Annotated in this window: 13 protein-coding genes; 10 read left to right on the forward strand and 3 right to left on the reverse strand. The window is 59.2% G+C overall.

Annotation, left to right across the window (positions count from 1 at the left end; all coding sequences use genetic code 11):
* Position 1 precedes the first annotated feature (1 nt).
* The 5 genes from cyoB (at position 2) to queC (ending at position 4,767) form a co-directional block, all read left to right on the forward strand.
* A complete protein-coding gene (gene cyoB, locus ACUN0G_RS18870) occupies positions 2-2,020 on the forward strand; it encodes a cytochrome o ubiquinol oxidase subunit I (RefSeq protein WP_003216371.1) in 2,019 nt (672 codons plus the stop codon).
* Between the two features lie 3 nt (positions 2,021-2,023).
* The gene (locus ACUN0G_RS18875) at positions 2,024-2,650 is read left to right on the forward strand and encodes a cytochrome o ubiquinol oxidase subunit III (protein WP_008435616.1); all 627 of its coding nucleotides are present in this window, start codon (positions 2,024-2,026) and stop codon (positions 2,648-2,650) included.
* On the forward strand, positions 2,650-2,985 hold the full coding sequence (gene cyoD / locus ACUN0G_RS18880; RefSeq protein ID WP_003216374.1) for a cytochrome o ubiquinol oxidase subunit IV: 336 nt from the start codon (positions 2,650-2,652) through the stop codon (positions 2,983-2,985). The genes ACUN0G_RS18875 and cyoD overlap by 1 nt, the downstream gene beginning before the upstream one ends.
* A gap of 11 nt (positions 2,986-2,996) precedes the next feature.
* Positions 2,997-3,884, forward strand: a complete 888-nt coding sequence (gene cyoE / locus ACUN0G_RS18885) for a heme o synthase (protein ID WP_445574005.1) — start codon at positions 2,997-2,999, stop codon at positions 3,882-3,884.
* A 190-nt stretch (positions 3,885-4,074) separates the two neighbouring features.
* Complete coding sequence (queC, locus tag ACUN0G_RS18890; protein ID WP_445575571.1) at positions 4,075-4,767, forward strand: 7-cyano-7-deazaguanine synthase QueC; 693 nt, start codon at positions 4,075-4,077, stop codon at positions 4,765-4,767.
* A gap of 325 nt (positions 4,768-5,092) precedes the next feature.
* On the opposite strand, the gene ACUN0G_RS18895 is transcribed toward queC, so the two are convergent.
* Together ACUN0G_RS18895 and ACUN0G_RS18900 are read right to left on the reverse strand one after the other, a co-directional pair.
* The gene (locus ACUN0G_RS18895) at positions 5,093-5,989 is read right to left on the reverse strand and encodes a queuosine precursor transporter (RefSeq protein WP_421524198.1); all 897 of its coding nucleotides are present in this window, start codon (positions 5,987-5,989) and stop codon (positions 5,093-5,095) included.
* The gene (locus ACUN0G_RS18900; protein ID WP_421524197.1) at positions 5,976-6,581 is read right to left on the reverse strand and encodes a helix-turn-helix transcriptional regulator; all 606 of its coding nucleotides are present in this window, start codon (positions 6,579-6,581) and stop codon (positions 5,976-5,978) included. Before ACUN0G_RS18900 ends, ACUN0G_RS18895 begins: the two co-directional genes overlap by 14 nt.
* 278 nt (positions 6,582-6,859) lie before the next feature.
* On the opposite strand from ACUN0G_RS18900, the gene glyA reads away from it, so the two are divergent.
* From glyA to ptaA, 5 genes are all read left to right on the forward strand, one after another.
* Entirely contained in the window at positions 6,860-8,215 is a 1,356-nt protein-coding gene (glyA, locus tag ACUN0G_RS18905) for a serine hydroxymethyltransferase (protein WP_445574006.1), read from the forward strand.
* A 255-nt stretch (positions 8,216-8,470) separates the two neighbouring features.
* Positions 8,471-9,007, forward strand: coding sequence for a sugar dehydrogenase complex small subunit (locus ACUN0G_RS18910; RefSeq protein WP_445574007.1), 537 nt, complete (start codon positions 8,471-8,473; stop codon positions 9,005-9,007).
* Between the two features lie 14 nt (positions 9,008-9,021).
* Positions 9,022-10,611: a GMC family oxidoreductase gene (locus ACUN0G_RS18915; protein ID WP_167662841.1), complete on the forward strand. Its 1,590-nt coding sequence runs from the start codon at positions 9,022-9,024 to the stop codon at positions 10,609-10,611.
* 3 nt (positions 10,612-10,614) lie between these two features.
* Positions 10,615-12,057 carry a c-type cytochrome gene (locus ACUN0G_RS18920; protein ID WP_445574008.1) on the forward strand — a complete coding sequence of 481 codons (1,443 nt, stop codon included), beginning with the start codon at positions 10,615-10,617 and terminating at the stop codon, positions 12,055-12,057.
* A 149-nt stretch (positions 12,058-12,206) separates the two neighbouring features.
* Positions 12,207-13,283 carry a pyoverdine biosynthesis transaminase PtaA gene (gene ptaA / locus ACUN0G_RS18925; protein WP_445574009.1) on the forward strand — a complete coding sequence of 359 codons (1,077 nt, stop codon included), beginning with the start codon at positions 12,207-12,209 and terminating at the stop codon, positions 13,281-13,283.
* A gap of 108 nt (positions 13,284-13,391) precedes the next feature.
* Here ptaA and ACUN0G_RS18930 read toward each other — a convergent pair whose 3' ends face one another.
* On the reverse strand, positions 13,392-14,096 hold the full coding sequence (locus ACUN0G_RS18930; RefSeq protein ID WP_258347735.1) for a hypothetical protein: 705 nt from the start codon (positions 14,094-14,096) through the stop codon (positions 13,392-13,394).
* Between the last annotated feature and the right edge of the window lie 80 nt (positions 14,097-14,176).

Consider the following 14,176-nt stretch of genomic DNA (forward strand, 5'->3'; position numbering starts at 1 on the left):
GATGTTTGGTAAATTAAGTTGGGATGCGGTCCCGTTCCACGAGCCGATCGTGATGGTGACCATCGCCATGATCGCGCTGGGTGGTCTGGCACTGTTTGCAGGTATCACTTACTTCAAGAAGTGGACCTACCTGTGGACCGAATGGCTGACTTCGGTCGACCACAAGAAAATCGGCGTCATGTACGTCATCGTTGCCATGGTCATGCTGCTGCGTGGTTTTGCCGACGCCATCATGATGCGTACCCAGTTGGCCATGGCCACCGAGGGTTCGCCTGGCTACCTGCCCCCTGAACACTATGACCAGATCTTCACCGCCCACGGTGTGATCATGATCATCTTCATGGCGATGCCTTTCTTCACCGGCCTGATGAACCTTGCCTTGCCGCTGCAGATCGGTGCGCGTGACGTTGCGTTCCCGTTCCTGAACTCCCTGAGCTTCTGGCTGCTGGTATCCGGCGTAGTGCTGATCAACCTGTCCCTGGGCGTCGGCGAATTCGCCAAGACCGGCTGGGTTGCGTATCCACCGTTGTCGGGCCTGGCCTACAGTCCGGGCGTAGGTGTGGATTACTACATCTGGGCGCTACAGTTATCAGGACTCGGGACGACACTGACGGGGGTCAACTTCCTGGCCACCGTCTTGAAAATGCGCGCCCCGGGCATGAAGCTGATGGACATGCCGATCTTCACCTGGACCTGCACCTGGGCCAACGTACTGATCGTTGCATCGTTCCCGATCCTGGCTGCAACCATGGCGTTGCTGTCGCTTGACCGTTACCTGGATTTCCACATTTTCACCAATGAACTTGGTGGCAATCCAATGATGTACGTGAACCTGTTCTGGGCATGGGGTCACCCTGAGGTGTACATCCTGATCCTGCCAGCGTTCGGTATCTTCTCTGAAGTGATCTCGACCTTCTCGGGCAAGCGCCTGTTCGGTCACCACTCGATGATCTACGCCTCGGGCGCGATCTCGGTACTGGGCTTCATGGTTTGGCTGCACCACTTCTTCACCATGGGTTCGGGGGCCAGCGTCAACGCGTTCTTCGGACTGGCGACGATGCTGATTTCTATCCCGACGGGGGTGAAGCTATTTAACTGGCTGTTCACCATCTATCACGGTCGTCTGCGTATCACCAGCCAGGTTCTGTGGACCCTGGGCTTCATGGTGACCTTCGCGATCGGCGGCATGACCGGCGTACTGCTGGCCATCCCGGGTGCTGACTTCGTACTGCACAACAGCCTGTTCGTAATTGCTCACTTCCACAACGTGATCATCGGCGGCGCAGTATTCGGCTACATCGCAGGTTTCAGCTTCTACTTCCCGAAAGCGTTCGGCTTCAAGCTGCACGAAGGCTGGGGCAAGGCTGCATTCTGGTTCTGGATCTCGGGCTTCTTCGTCGCGTTCATGCCGCTCTATGCACTGGGCTTCATGGGCATGACCCGTCGTCTGAACGCCACTACCAACCCTGAGTGGGTACCGTACCTGTACGTTGCAATGGTGGGTGCGCTGATGATCGCTGTCGGTATCGCCTGCCAGTTGATTCAGCTGTATGTCAGCGTGCGTGATCGCAAGCAGAACATGTGCGAATCCGGCGACCCATGGAATGCACACACCCTGGAATGGTCGACTTCGTCGCCACCGCCGTTCTACAACTTTGCCGTACTGCCGAAGGCCGACAGCATCGATCCGTTCACCGAAGCCAAGGAAGACGGTACTGCGTACCAGAAGCCAGCTCGTTATGAACCGATCCACATGCCTAACAACACCGCTACCGGCGTTGTGATGGGCGCGCTGTTGACCGTGTTCGGTTTCGCGATGATCTGGCACATCTGGTGGCTGGCCATCGTCAGCCTGGTGGGCACCATCGGCTACTTCATCGTTCACGCTGCCCGTGATGACCAAGGCTACATGGTGCCGGTCGACGTGATCGAACGCATCGAAGCCGAGCAACACGCTCGCCTGGTTGCCGAGAAGAAGATCCCGGCCAACCGTGTTGAAACCTCGTTGGAACAGGCTTAAACCATGTCGAACTTAGTGACCAATGCTGGACACGCCCATGTCGATGACCATGGGCACGATGACCATCACCACGACTCGGGGCCAATGACCGTATTCGGTTTCTGGCTCTACCTGATGACCGACTGCATCTTGTTTGCGTCGATCTTCGCGGTGTACGCGGTACTGGTAAACAACGTAGCGGGTGGCCCGTCGGGCCACGACATCTTCGAACTGCCTTACGTGCTCGGCGAAACCGCCTTGCTGTTGTTCAGCTCGATCACCTACGGCTTCGCCATGCTGGCCTTCTACAAGGGCAGCAAGAAAGGCGTCCTGAGCTGGTTGGCACTGACCTTCCTGTTCGGCCTGGGCTTCATCGGCATGGAGGTCAACGAGTTCCACCTGCTGATCTCCGAAGGTTACGGCCCGCACCGTAGCGGCTTCCTGTCGGCGTTCTTCACGCTGGTAGGCACCCACGGTCTGCACGTGACTGCCGGTCTGATCTGGATGGCGACCATGATGTATCAGGTCAACAAACATGGCCTGACCAACACCAACAAGACTCGCCTGAGCTGCCTGAGCCTGTTCTGGCACTTCCTGGACGTGGTCTGGATCTGCGTCTTCACCGTTGTCTACCTGATGGGGACTCTGTAATGGCTAATGCACATTCCCATGACAGCCACGATGACAGCCACGGCAGCGTCAAGTCGTACGCCATCGGCTTCATCCTGTCGGTCATCCTGACGCTGATCCCGTTCGGCCTGGTGATGTACCCAACCTTGCCGAAGTCGATCACCTTGATGATCGTCCTGGCGTTCGCGGTGATTCAGGTTCTGGTTCACCTGGTGTACTTCCTGCACCTGGACCGCTCGAAGGCTCAGCGCGATAACGTGATTGCGTTCGTGTTCGCAGGTTTGGTGATCCTCCTGCTGGTTGGCCTGTCGGTATGGATCATGTTCAGCATCCATACGTTCATGATGGCGAAGTGAGGTAAGACCCGATGTCGCTTAAGCACTTTATCCAAATCACCAAACCGGGGATCATTTTCGGTAACGTGCTTTCTGTGGCAGGCGGTTTCTTCCTGGCCTCCAAGGGGCATGTCGATCTGGCCATTTTCCTGGCTGCGATGATCGGCACGTCCCTGGTGGTAGCTTCCGGTTGTGTATTCAACAACTGCATCGACCGCGATATCGACATCAAGATGGAGCGCACCAAGAATCGTGTGCTGGTCCAGGGCCTTATCTCCCTGAAGCTGGCACTGGTCTTCGCGACCGTTTTGGGTATCGCCGGCGTGGTGTTGTTGTACAAGGTGGCCAACCCGCTGGCGGCGCTGTTTGCCGTGATCGGTTTTGTCATCTACGTCGGCTTCTACAGCCTGTACCTCAAGCGCAAGTCGGTTCACGGCACGCTGGTGGGCAGTCTGTCGGGGGCGATGCCGCCGGTGATTGGTTATGTGGCTGTGACCAATAGCTTCGACATGGCCGCGCTGGTGCTACTGGTGATGTTCAGCCTGTGGCAGATGCCGCACTCCTATGCCATCGCGATCTTCCGCTTCAATGACTACCTGGCTGCCTCGATTCCGGTTCTGCCGGTCAAGCGTGGCATCAAGGTCGCCAAGAAACACATCCTGCTCTACATCCTGGCCTTCCTCGTGGCGACCTTGATGTTGACCTTCAGTGGCTACGCCGGCATGAGCTACCTTGCCGTTGCCGCCGCCATGGGCATGTACTGGTTGTACATGGCCTGGACCGGCTACAAGGCGGTGGATGACACCGTCTGGGCACGTAAGCTGTTCGTCTTCTCGATCTTCACCATCACCGCCTTGAGCGTGATGATGTCCCTGGATTTCCAGGTGCCGAAAGAGTTGCTGCTGACCTACGCCCACTGAGTGGATGAAGTAGAAAAAGCCCCGCCTTCGTGAGAAGCGCGGGGCTTTTTTGTAGGCGCGAGCTTGCTCGCGAAAAACCAGAGGGCGCCGCGTTAAACCCGATACGCTGCGTTATCATGGACGTTTTTCGCGAGCAAGAACCAGGCGTCCCCTCGCTCCTATACATTTGATCAATGCAGGAAGCAGAATGATGAGTAAAAAAGCCGTTGTCGTATTCAGTGGTGGGCAGGACTCGACCACCTGCCTGATCCAGGCACTGCCGCTGTATGACGAAGTGCACTGCATAACCTTCGATTATGGCCAGCGGCATGTGGCGGAAATCGAAGTTGCACAGAAGCTCGCAAAACAGCTGGGTGCCACCGTTCACAAGGTGATGGACGTGTCCCTGTTGAACGAGCTGGCCATCAGCAGCCTGACCCGCGACAACATTCCGGTACCTACGGTGAACAGCTCAGGCGAGAGTTTGCCGAGCACCTTCGTGCCGGGGCGGAACATTCTGTTCTTAACCTTGGCGGCGATCTACGCCTATCAGGTCAAGGCAGAAACCGTGATCACCGGCGTGTGTGAAACCGACTTCTCCGGCTATCCCGATTGCCGTGACGAGTTCGTCAAGGCGCTGAATAAAGCGCTGCAACTGGGCATGGAATACGACGTGCGCCTGGAAACCCCGCTGATGTGGCTGAACAAGGCCGAGACCTGGGCCCTGGCGGACTATCACCACCAGTTGGACTTGATCCGCAACCAGACCCTGACCTGCTACAACGGCATTATCGGCACGGGCTGCGGCAACTGCGACGCGTGCAACCTTCGCGCCCGTGGCCTGAACGACTACCTGGAAAACAAGGCAGCCGTCATGCAGAGCCTGAAAAGCAAACTGGCGTGATGTCGATCGTTCCCACGCTCCGCGTGGGAACGCATCCCGTGACGCTCCGCGTCACAAAGGCGGACGCGGAGCGTCCAATGCGGCATTCCCACGCAGAGCGTGGGAACGATCATCAGCTGGCGTGCGGTTGGGTCTGGGTATCGCCCGTGATGTAGCTTGAACAGCGAACGGGCACCATAGGCCGGCAGGATATTGAAGAAGGCAAAGCAGACCTGTCGATCGTTCCCACGCTCCGCGTGGGAATGCATCCCGTGACGCTCCGCGTCACAAAGGCGGACGCGGAGCGTCCAACGCGGCATTCCCACGCAGAGCGTGGGAACGATCATCAGCTGGCGTGCGGTTGGGCCTGGGTATCGCCCGTGATGTAGCGCTTGAACAGCGAACGGGCACCGTAGGCCGGCAGGATGTTGATGAAGGCAAAGCAGACCTTGATCGCGATCTGCACGTAGATCATGTTCAGGATGTCGCTGGTCTGCATGGCGCCGTAGAACGCGATGAAGCAGAACAGGAAGCTATCGATAATCACCGCGAAGAACGTACTCAGGAAAATGCGCAGGAACAGGTACTTGGAGTTGGTCAGCTCTTTGATCTTGCACAGCAGGTACGAGTTGATGTTCTCCGACACCAGGAACGAAACCGAGGAGGCGATCAGTACCGACGACACCTGAATGATCACGTCGTTATACGGCCCATCGAGTTTCCAGCCTGGCAAGCCGGGGAGGAAGGTCGAGCCGTAGAGCAGGATGATGATCATCGCGTTACTGGCAAACGCAAACAGGATGGCCCGTCTCGCCAGCCGGAGGCCGAATTGCTCGTTGAGCAGGTCCACGATCAGAAACGTCAGCGGGTAGAGAAACGTGCCGGGGGTGACGATGATGCCCAGCGACTCCAGGTAAATAGGTTTGGTCGCGGCAATGCTGGTGAAGATATAGAACGTAAAGAGCAGCAGGTTCAGGATGATGTAAATCATCCATGAGTTCTCGTTGCGGTCGTTGATGTCGTAGGCGGTGAGCGCGCCGCCCTGTGAATAGAACTTCTTATACATGTTCTTGACTTCCATTTTATTTAAATTGTCCATGATTTCGCTGTTCAGCACTTCGCTCAGCTTTACCCGAATGATCTTGCCCGTGGCGATCACCATGATCACCGCCAGGCTCTTGTCATTCTCGAACCCCAGCAGTTTGTATTTGCTGTTCTCGACTTCGTGCTCATACGTTGTCATTGAAGCGCTCCTCGATGATATCTCCCACCACACAGATACGATCCGAGCTGATACACGCTTCATCCGTGATAAATAGTTTTTTGCTGACGCTGTCGTACACCAACTTTTCCTTATCGTCGCTCGACGTACCTTTCTGCACGATCAACAAATCCCCCGGCTCGTTGACGCCGGCAATTGCATGCTCCAGCAGCACGGCGATCAAGTTATAGGAAGTGCCGAAGTAGTAAGTCAGCGGGTACAGCGTGGCGAGTTCGCCAATGCGCTTGTCCATGCTCGCCATGACCTGGCTTTGCTTGATGATCGGCACGGCGGCGGGGTTCATATTTCCCTGGGGGGAAATACTGCTGTCGATGATCTCTTTTTCTTCAAAGTCGAGGGTCTCGATTTCTTCATAGGACACGCCAAAGAAATCCGAGATCTTGCGGATGGTGGACTGCTGAACGTTGACGACCTTGCCTTCCAGAATGTTGTAGATCGTGGTTCTGGTCAGGCCGGCCGAGTTGCACAACGACAGCTGCGTTTCTCCACGGCTTTTGATCAGGTATTTGATATTGCTCTTCAAATACTCGGTGCGTTCTCTTCTGTGAATCAAATGCCCACCACTTCCTTATGTTTTACACAGAGCGTCCATATTGCGCTGGGTCGCGTGCTTCGCCGCGGCGCGAAGTGTTGCATGCACCCGCTACAAGAATAAAGACCGTGATCAGTTTTTTGGCGATGGGCCATCATCCAGTCAGGGAAAACCGCGTCTTGTCCCCCTGTGTGCGGCCAAAAAGAATCATTTAATTTGGAAAATGTTCATTTTTCTGCTTAATTGCCCTGCGCCGAATGGAAAGGCGAAGTCGATTTTCAGGGAAGGAACCCAAGACTATGACAGTCCACACGCAACCACTTACCCACCAGGCCGGCCTGCTGCAACGAGGGCTGGCGGATCTACGTGCAGCGGACGCGGAGCTGGCGGGGCTGCTGGATGCGGAAGTCACGCGCCAACACCACACCTTGTCATTGGCCGCTTCGTCCTGTGCAGTGAAACCGCACATCCTGGCGGCGTCCGCCTCGCTGCTGGTCAATGTGACCGCCGAGGGCGCGCTTGGCTGGCGCCATCACGCCGGGTGCGAGAACGCCGACCGGGTCGAAGCCCTGGCTGTCCGCCGAGCGTGTGAACTGTTCGGTGCGCACTACGCCGGCGTGCAATCACACTCGGGGTCGACGGCGATCTACCAGGTGCTGACGGCCTTGCTGGAGCCGGGAGACACGGTGCTCGGCATGGCCACCGATCACGGTGGGCACCTGAGTCATGGCAGCCCTGTCGCGTTCACCGGGGCGTACTACAAGGCGCTCAGATACGGCACCACCTCCAAAGACGTTATCGACTACGAACAGGTGCGCACACTGGCGCTGGCCCATCGCCCGCGCGTGATTATCTGCGGTGCGACGGCCTACTCGCACGTCATCGATTTCGAGCGGTTCCGCAGGATTGCCGATGAAGCCGGGGCGATCCTGCTGGCGGACATTTCGAGCATCGCCGGCCTGGTCGCCACCGGGCGTCATCCGAGCCCGATCAACGCAGCACACGTCACCACGCTGTGTACTCACCAGCAGCTTGGCGGCCCTCGCGGCGGCCTGATCCTTTCCGGTCTCGACGCTGAAACCAAGGTGCCCGGCCTTAAGACCACTTTCAGTCGTCTCCTCGATCAAGCCGTGTTCCCACGGATGCAGGGCGCACCGGCCTTCAACATGATCGCGGCAAAGGCGGCCGCATTTGGCTACGCCATGTCAGCGGATTTCGATGCCTGGATGGCGCGGATTCGCACCACGGCCGACGAACTGGCCAATGCGTTTCAGGCCTGCGACTACGAGGTGGTGGGCGGGCGCAGTGAAAACCACTCGGTGCTGATCCGCTTGCGTGGTGGCATCACCGGCTCCATCGCCCAGGCGGCCCTGGAGCAGTGCGGCATCATCGTGGATAAACATCGCGCACCGGGGGAGACGCGACCGTCATTTGTCGCTGGCGGGTTGTGTATCGGCACCGGCTCAATGGCCCAACGCTACCTCGACGCTTCCGGATGCCGTCAGGTCGTCGAGTTGGTGTGCCGGGTACTCGATGCCGTCACGCCCCTCAACGAGCACAAGTTCACCCTTGATCCCAATGCACAGGAATCCCTGCGTTTGCAGGCCCAAACCTTGTGCGCGAAGTATCCCCTCGCGGATTACCTGCACAACTGAGCCAGTATCCACGGGGATGTTTCATGTTATTGCGGGATAAATTGCTGTACGGTGTTTAGCGGCTGTTATAGACGGTCGCGTTATTGCTCAAATCCATAATTAACAAGCTGCATGACAGCTTGGCGTTCTCCTGGCAGTTATAAAAAGGGCTCTTAAAGTCCGTTCAACCTCCGTGAACGAAGTACTCAGCCTTTTGCAGTGAAGTCGAACTTGGCCTCTGCGCCGATAGTTGTTCGACTTATGAGGAGATACCCCGTGATAACCCGAAGAAAACTCCTGTATTCAGGCGCAGCCTTGACCGGTGCCGGCCTGTTTGCCCCGCTGTGGGCCGGTGTTGCGTTGGCCCAGGAAGTCAGCAGCGCCGCCAGCGACGACGTCGAATCCTTCCGCCAATTGTCGATGTTCCTCCTCGAACGCCCGAGCCTGGATGCCGCCTTGTCCTTGCGCATCCTGGCCCAGTGCACCCAGAACGACCCCGAGTTTCCGCAGAAGATGAAAGCCTTGTGGAGCAAGGTTGGCCAGCATCACGTGCGTAGCGTCGGCCAGTTGTCCGGCAGCCCGTTTTATCGCGACCCGGTGATCAAGGATACGACACAGAAAATCGTCTCCGCCTGGTACCTGGGCTACACCGGCACGCCGGTGTCCCTGCGCGCTACCGACGGCACGCGGCTGGTGACCTTCACCGGCGCGCTGGCCTACCAGCCGACCGCAGACGCCACAGTGATCCCGACGTACTCCCGGGGAAAAACCAATTATTGGGTCAATCCCCCGGCCACGCTGGCCAACGACTAAGACAAGGCACTTATATGAATCAGGATTTTGACGCCGATGTCATTGTGGTTGGCTCCGGCGCATTAGGCAGTAACGCAGCCTTTGAATTGGCCAAACTCGGCAAGTCGGTGATTATTCTGGAAGCGGGTGAACATATTCCCCGCTGGAAGATAGTCGAGAACTTCCGTAATTCGTCGAACAAGGGCAATTACAACTCACCCTATCCCAATGAGCCGTGGGCCCATCATTCTTATGATGAGCAATACATCGAGAACACCGGTTCTTTCGAGTTTCGCCCCGGCATGTTGAAACTGGTGGGCGGCACCACCTGGCACTGGGCGGCGGCGTGCTGGCGTTATTTGCCCAACGATATGAAGCTCAAGACGCTGTACGGCGTAGGTCGCGACTGGCCGCTGGAATACAGCGAACTGGAACCCTATTACGTACGTGCGGAAATTGCCCTGGGCGTGTGCGGCAGTGACACCCAGGACCAGAGCGGGCAGGGCGGCGGCGCTTTCCCACCGCGCTCCAGCCCCTATCCGATGGCGCCGGAGGGCGATACCTACCTGTTCCAGCGCCTGCGTGAACGCATGGCCCCGGCCGGTTATCACTTTATCCATGAGCCCAACGGCCGTGCCACCGAACCCTACGACGGGCGCCCGGCGTGCAGCGGCAACAACAACTGCATGCCGGTCTGCCCCATCGGTGCGATGTACAGCGGCGATGTGCACGCCCGCCATGCCGAACAGGCCGGCGCCAAGCTGATCACCGACGCCACCGCCTACAAGCTGGAAAAAGGCGCGGACGACAAGATCGTCGCCATTCATTACCGCAGCTCCACCGGTGCCGATGTGCGGCTCACCGCCAAGTACTTCATCGTTGCCGCCCACGGCCTGGAAACCCCCAAGCTGCTGCTGATTTCCGAGGTGGCCAACTCCTCCGACCAGGTCGGTCGCAACCTGATGGACCACACTGGCCAAGGCCTGCAATTTATCGCCGACGAGCCTTTGTGGCCGGGACGCGGGGCGGTGCAGCAAGGCGGTATTTTCAATCGGCGCGACGGCGAGTTCCGCAAGGAACGGGCGTCGGTCAAACACTCGATCTCCAACAACGTGCCGAACATCGCCGTGGCCAAGCGCCTGATCGCCCAAGGCGTGTACGGCAAGGAACTGGACGAGCGCATCCGCCATGACGCGGCGCGCTGGGTTGATGTCTCCACCGTCTACGAAACCCTGCCGCTTTCGACCAACACCGTACGCCCGAGCCGCACCCGCAAGGACGCCCTGGGCATCCCGATGCTGGTGGTCAACTACGAGGTGGGCGATTACGTGAAGGCGGCCAAGGCCGGTGTTACCGAAGACTATGCGCACTTTGTGCAGCTGATGGGCGGCACGGTGGTGGAAGACAACACCGGCTACCAGAACCGCGACCACCTGATGGGCACCGTGATCATGGGCGCCAACCCCAAGGACTCGGTGGTCAACCACGAGTGCCGCACCCACGACCACGCCAACCTGTTCCTCGCCACCACCGGGGTGATCCCGGCCTCCGGCACCATCAACCCGACCCTGGCCGGCGTGGCGCTGAGTATCCGTATGGCCGACATCATTGCGCGGGAGGTCTAGGTCATGGGATTGCTTAAATTTCCGCTGCTGGCCTTGCTGCTCACCGCGTTGCCGGTGTTTGCCGCAGAAGACACCGATGCGCTGATCGAGAAGGGCGCCTATGTCGCCCGTGCCGGCGATTGCGAAGCCTGTCACCGCACCGCCGAAAACGGTGGCGCGCCGCTGGCCGGCGGGTATGTGATCGACTCACCCATGGGCAAGATCATCTCCAGCAACATCACCCCGTCCAAGGCCTACGGCATCGGCGACTACACCGAGCAGCAACTGGCGGACGCCTTGCGCAAAGGCATCAACGCCAAGGGCCAGCACCTGTACCCGGCGATGCCTTACACCTCGTACCAGGGCATGAGTGATGACGACATCCACGCCTTGTACGTGTACCTGCAACAGGGCGTCAAAGCCGTGGACCAGCCGGTGCCGGAAACGCACCTGGCGTTCCCGTTCAACATCCGCCAACTGATGTTCGGCTGGAACCTGGTGTTCCTCGACAGCCAGGGTTTTGTGCCCAAGCCAGGCGCTACCGAACAGGTCAGCCGTGGCCAATACCTGGTGGACAACCTCGCCCACTGCGGTGCCTGCCACACCCCACGTAATGCCTTGATGGCCGAGGACAATAGCCAGTACCTGGCCGGCGCCAGACTGGGGGGCTGGGTTGCGCCCAACATCACCTCCGACAAGGTCAGTGGCCTCGGCGACTGGAGCGAGGACGACCTGGTCAACTTCCTGAAAAACGGTCACCTCGCCGACAAGGCCCAAGCGGCAGGCGGCATGGCCGAAGCGGTGGAAAACAGCTTCCGCTTCCTCAGCGACAGCGACCTGCACGCCATGGCCGCCTACCTGCACAGCGTGCCGCCGATCCGCGATCCCGGGCAGACCGAGCGGGTAGTGCGCGACGTCAAGCCGGTGGACATGAGCGCCCTGGAAACCGGCCAGGGCGATCAAGCCTCACTGGCCGATGCCACTGGCCTGGATGGCGCACGCCTCTACAACTCGGCCTGCTCCAGCTGCCACGGCCGCGATGGCCAGGGCTCGGCGGACAAGTTCTACCCGTCACTGAGCCTCAACACCGCGCTCAACGGCAACCAGGCCAACAACCTGGTGATGGCAATCATTGCAGGCATCGACCGTAAAGGTGCCGACGGCGCAGTGAATATGCCGGCTTTGGGTGGCGACCTGAACGACGCGCAAATCGCCGCCATCGCCAACTACAGCCTGCAGACCTTCGGCAACCCGGCGCTGAGCGTCAGTTCCGAAGAGGTGACCAGCCTGCGTCGCGGTGGGGATGCGCCGTTGTTGATCACGGCGATGCCGTATCTGTTGTGGGGCGGTGGCCTGGCGTTGCTGGTGCTGGTCATCGTGCTGGTGCTGTGGCGGCGTCACCATCAACACCTGCGGGCAGTGGAGGCCAAGCGGATCGCGTTGAACCGGCGTTTTCATTCCAACTAGCCAGAAACGCAAAAGCCCCGCCTTCGGTATGAAGTGCGGGGCTTTTTGTTGGGCGGGTAAATCACCGGATGTTTTCCTCGTCATACCCAACTGTAGGAACGGGCGCGAATTCCGCACCTGAAGCTGCGAGCCGACAAGGAGAGGTCATCATGGTCAACGTGAGTCGTCGTTCCCTGATCGCACTGGGCGCAGCCTTGCCGTTGCTGGGTCGCCTGGACTGGGCTGAAGCAAGCCCCGCCGTGGCGCCGCCCGAGGTGCTGCTCAACTACAACGAAAGCCCCTACGGTCCTTCGCCGGCCGCGCGGCAGGCCATGCTGCGCGGTATTGCCGTTTCGGGGCGCTACCCGTACCCGGAGATGTACGCGCTGGTTGAACAATTTGCCCAGCAGCAGGGCATTTTGGAGGAGCAGGTGGCGGTGTTCGCCGGCTCCATGGCTGCGTTGCGCTACGCGGTGCTGGCGTTTACCAGCGAAACCCGCAGCCTGGTGATGGCCACGCCTTCCTACGAAGTACCGCGCCAGGCTGCCGAATCGCGCAAGGCCAGGGTGCACGAAGTCGATCTCACCGCCGATCACGCCCATGACCTTCCCGCCATGCTCGCCATTGACCGGCAGCCCGGCCTGATCTACCTCTGCAACCCGAACAATCCCACCGGCACCCTCACACCCGCCAAGGCCATCGAACAGGCACTGGCGAACAAACCCAAAGGCAGCATTTTGCTGGTGGACGAGGCCTATATCGACTTCAGCGATGCGCCCAGTTGCGTGGCGTGGGTCAGGGACCATGACGACTTGCTGGTGCTGCGTACGTTCTCGAAAATCTACGGCTTGGCCGGTGCGCGCCTGGGGCTGGCGATCGGTCACCCGCAGTTGCTGGAACAACTGGCGGTGTTTGGCGGGGACAACGTGCCGGCGGCCGCCAGCCTGCTCGCCGGCCGCGCCAGCCTTGCGGATGCGCAACTGGTGCCGGCGCGCAAGGCGCTCAATACCCGGTTGCGGGATGAGACGGTGGCCTGGCTAAAAAACCGCGGATTCACCTGCACGGCGTCTCACAGCAACTGCTTCATGATTGATGTGCGCCGTCCGGCGGAACAGGTCATCGAGCGGCTGGACGAGCAGGGCGTGAAGATTGGGCGCGTGTGGCAAAACTGGCCGCAGTGGGTGCGGGTTACCGTGGGGAATGCTGATGAGATGAAGCGGTTTCGCGAGGTGTTCAGTTCCTTGTAGGAGCGAGCTTGCTCGCGAAAAACTTGAGAGCGCCGCGTTAAACCAGACGCGCTGCGTTTTCGTTGACGTTTTTCGCGAGCAAGCTCGCTCCTACAGGGGCCACCGATTTTACTGCTGGGCGATGCTGTAGCCCTCAAACGCCGTCTGCTGCTGCAGTGCGCTGATGATGCTTTTACGCGTCAGCGGCTGTTCGGCGCCCGAGTTATCCACAAAGGTTTCAACTTCCAGTTCCGCCTCGTCACCTTCACCGACAAAGGTAAAACCGAGGAACTCAAACGCCTCGCGATCCACGTTCGGTTTGGAGCGCGGCGAACGCAGCGGCAGGGTGACGCTGATGCCGTCCTTGCTGATGGCGAACACTTCCATTTCCTTCTTCGGGCGGGAAGCCTTGCCTTTGCCTGCGCTCGGGTTGCTGATGGCCTGGTGGGTCTGGTTCAGTACCTTGAGGGCCAGGCCGTAGACCAGCTCCTGGAACTCCGGGTCGTCCTTGAAGCTGGACAGGATGCGGCTGATGGAGAACTTGGTGTTCAGGTCTTCCAGGGCGGCGTTGTCGGCGGCTTCGGCGTCTTTGAGCTGCTTGAGCTCGCCCATCAGGTCGTAGGCCTTGTCGTCATCGAAGGCGTCGTGGGCCTGGCGGATGGCCACGCGCAGCTCGCGGATCTGGTCGCTTTCCTTGGAGGTGTGGAACGCGTCCAGCACCATTTCACTGATGGTCTTGGCCGCCGGCACGTGCTGTGAAAGATTGATGGCGTTTTCGTATTCAGCTTTGGACTGCAAGGCGACTACGGATTCTTCGGTGCGGGAATCGGACATTGAAATTTCACTACTTCAGTAAACGGGGAGACGGGAAAAGCGTCGCGCATTTTCAGCGGGGAGGGGGATCAGGTCAAGGC

Source organism: Pseudomonas sp. 32A (assembly GCF_052682255.1).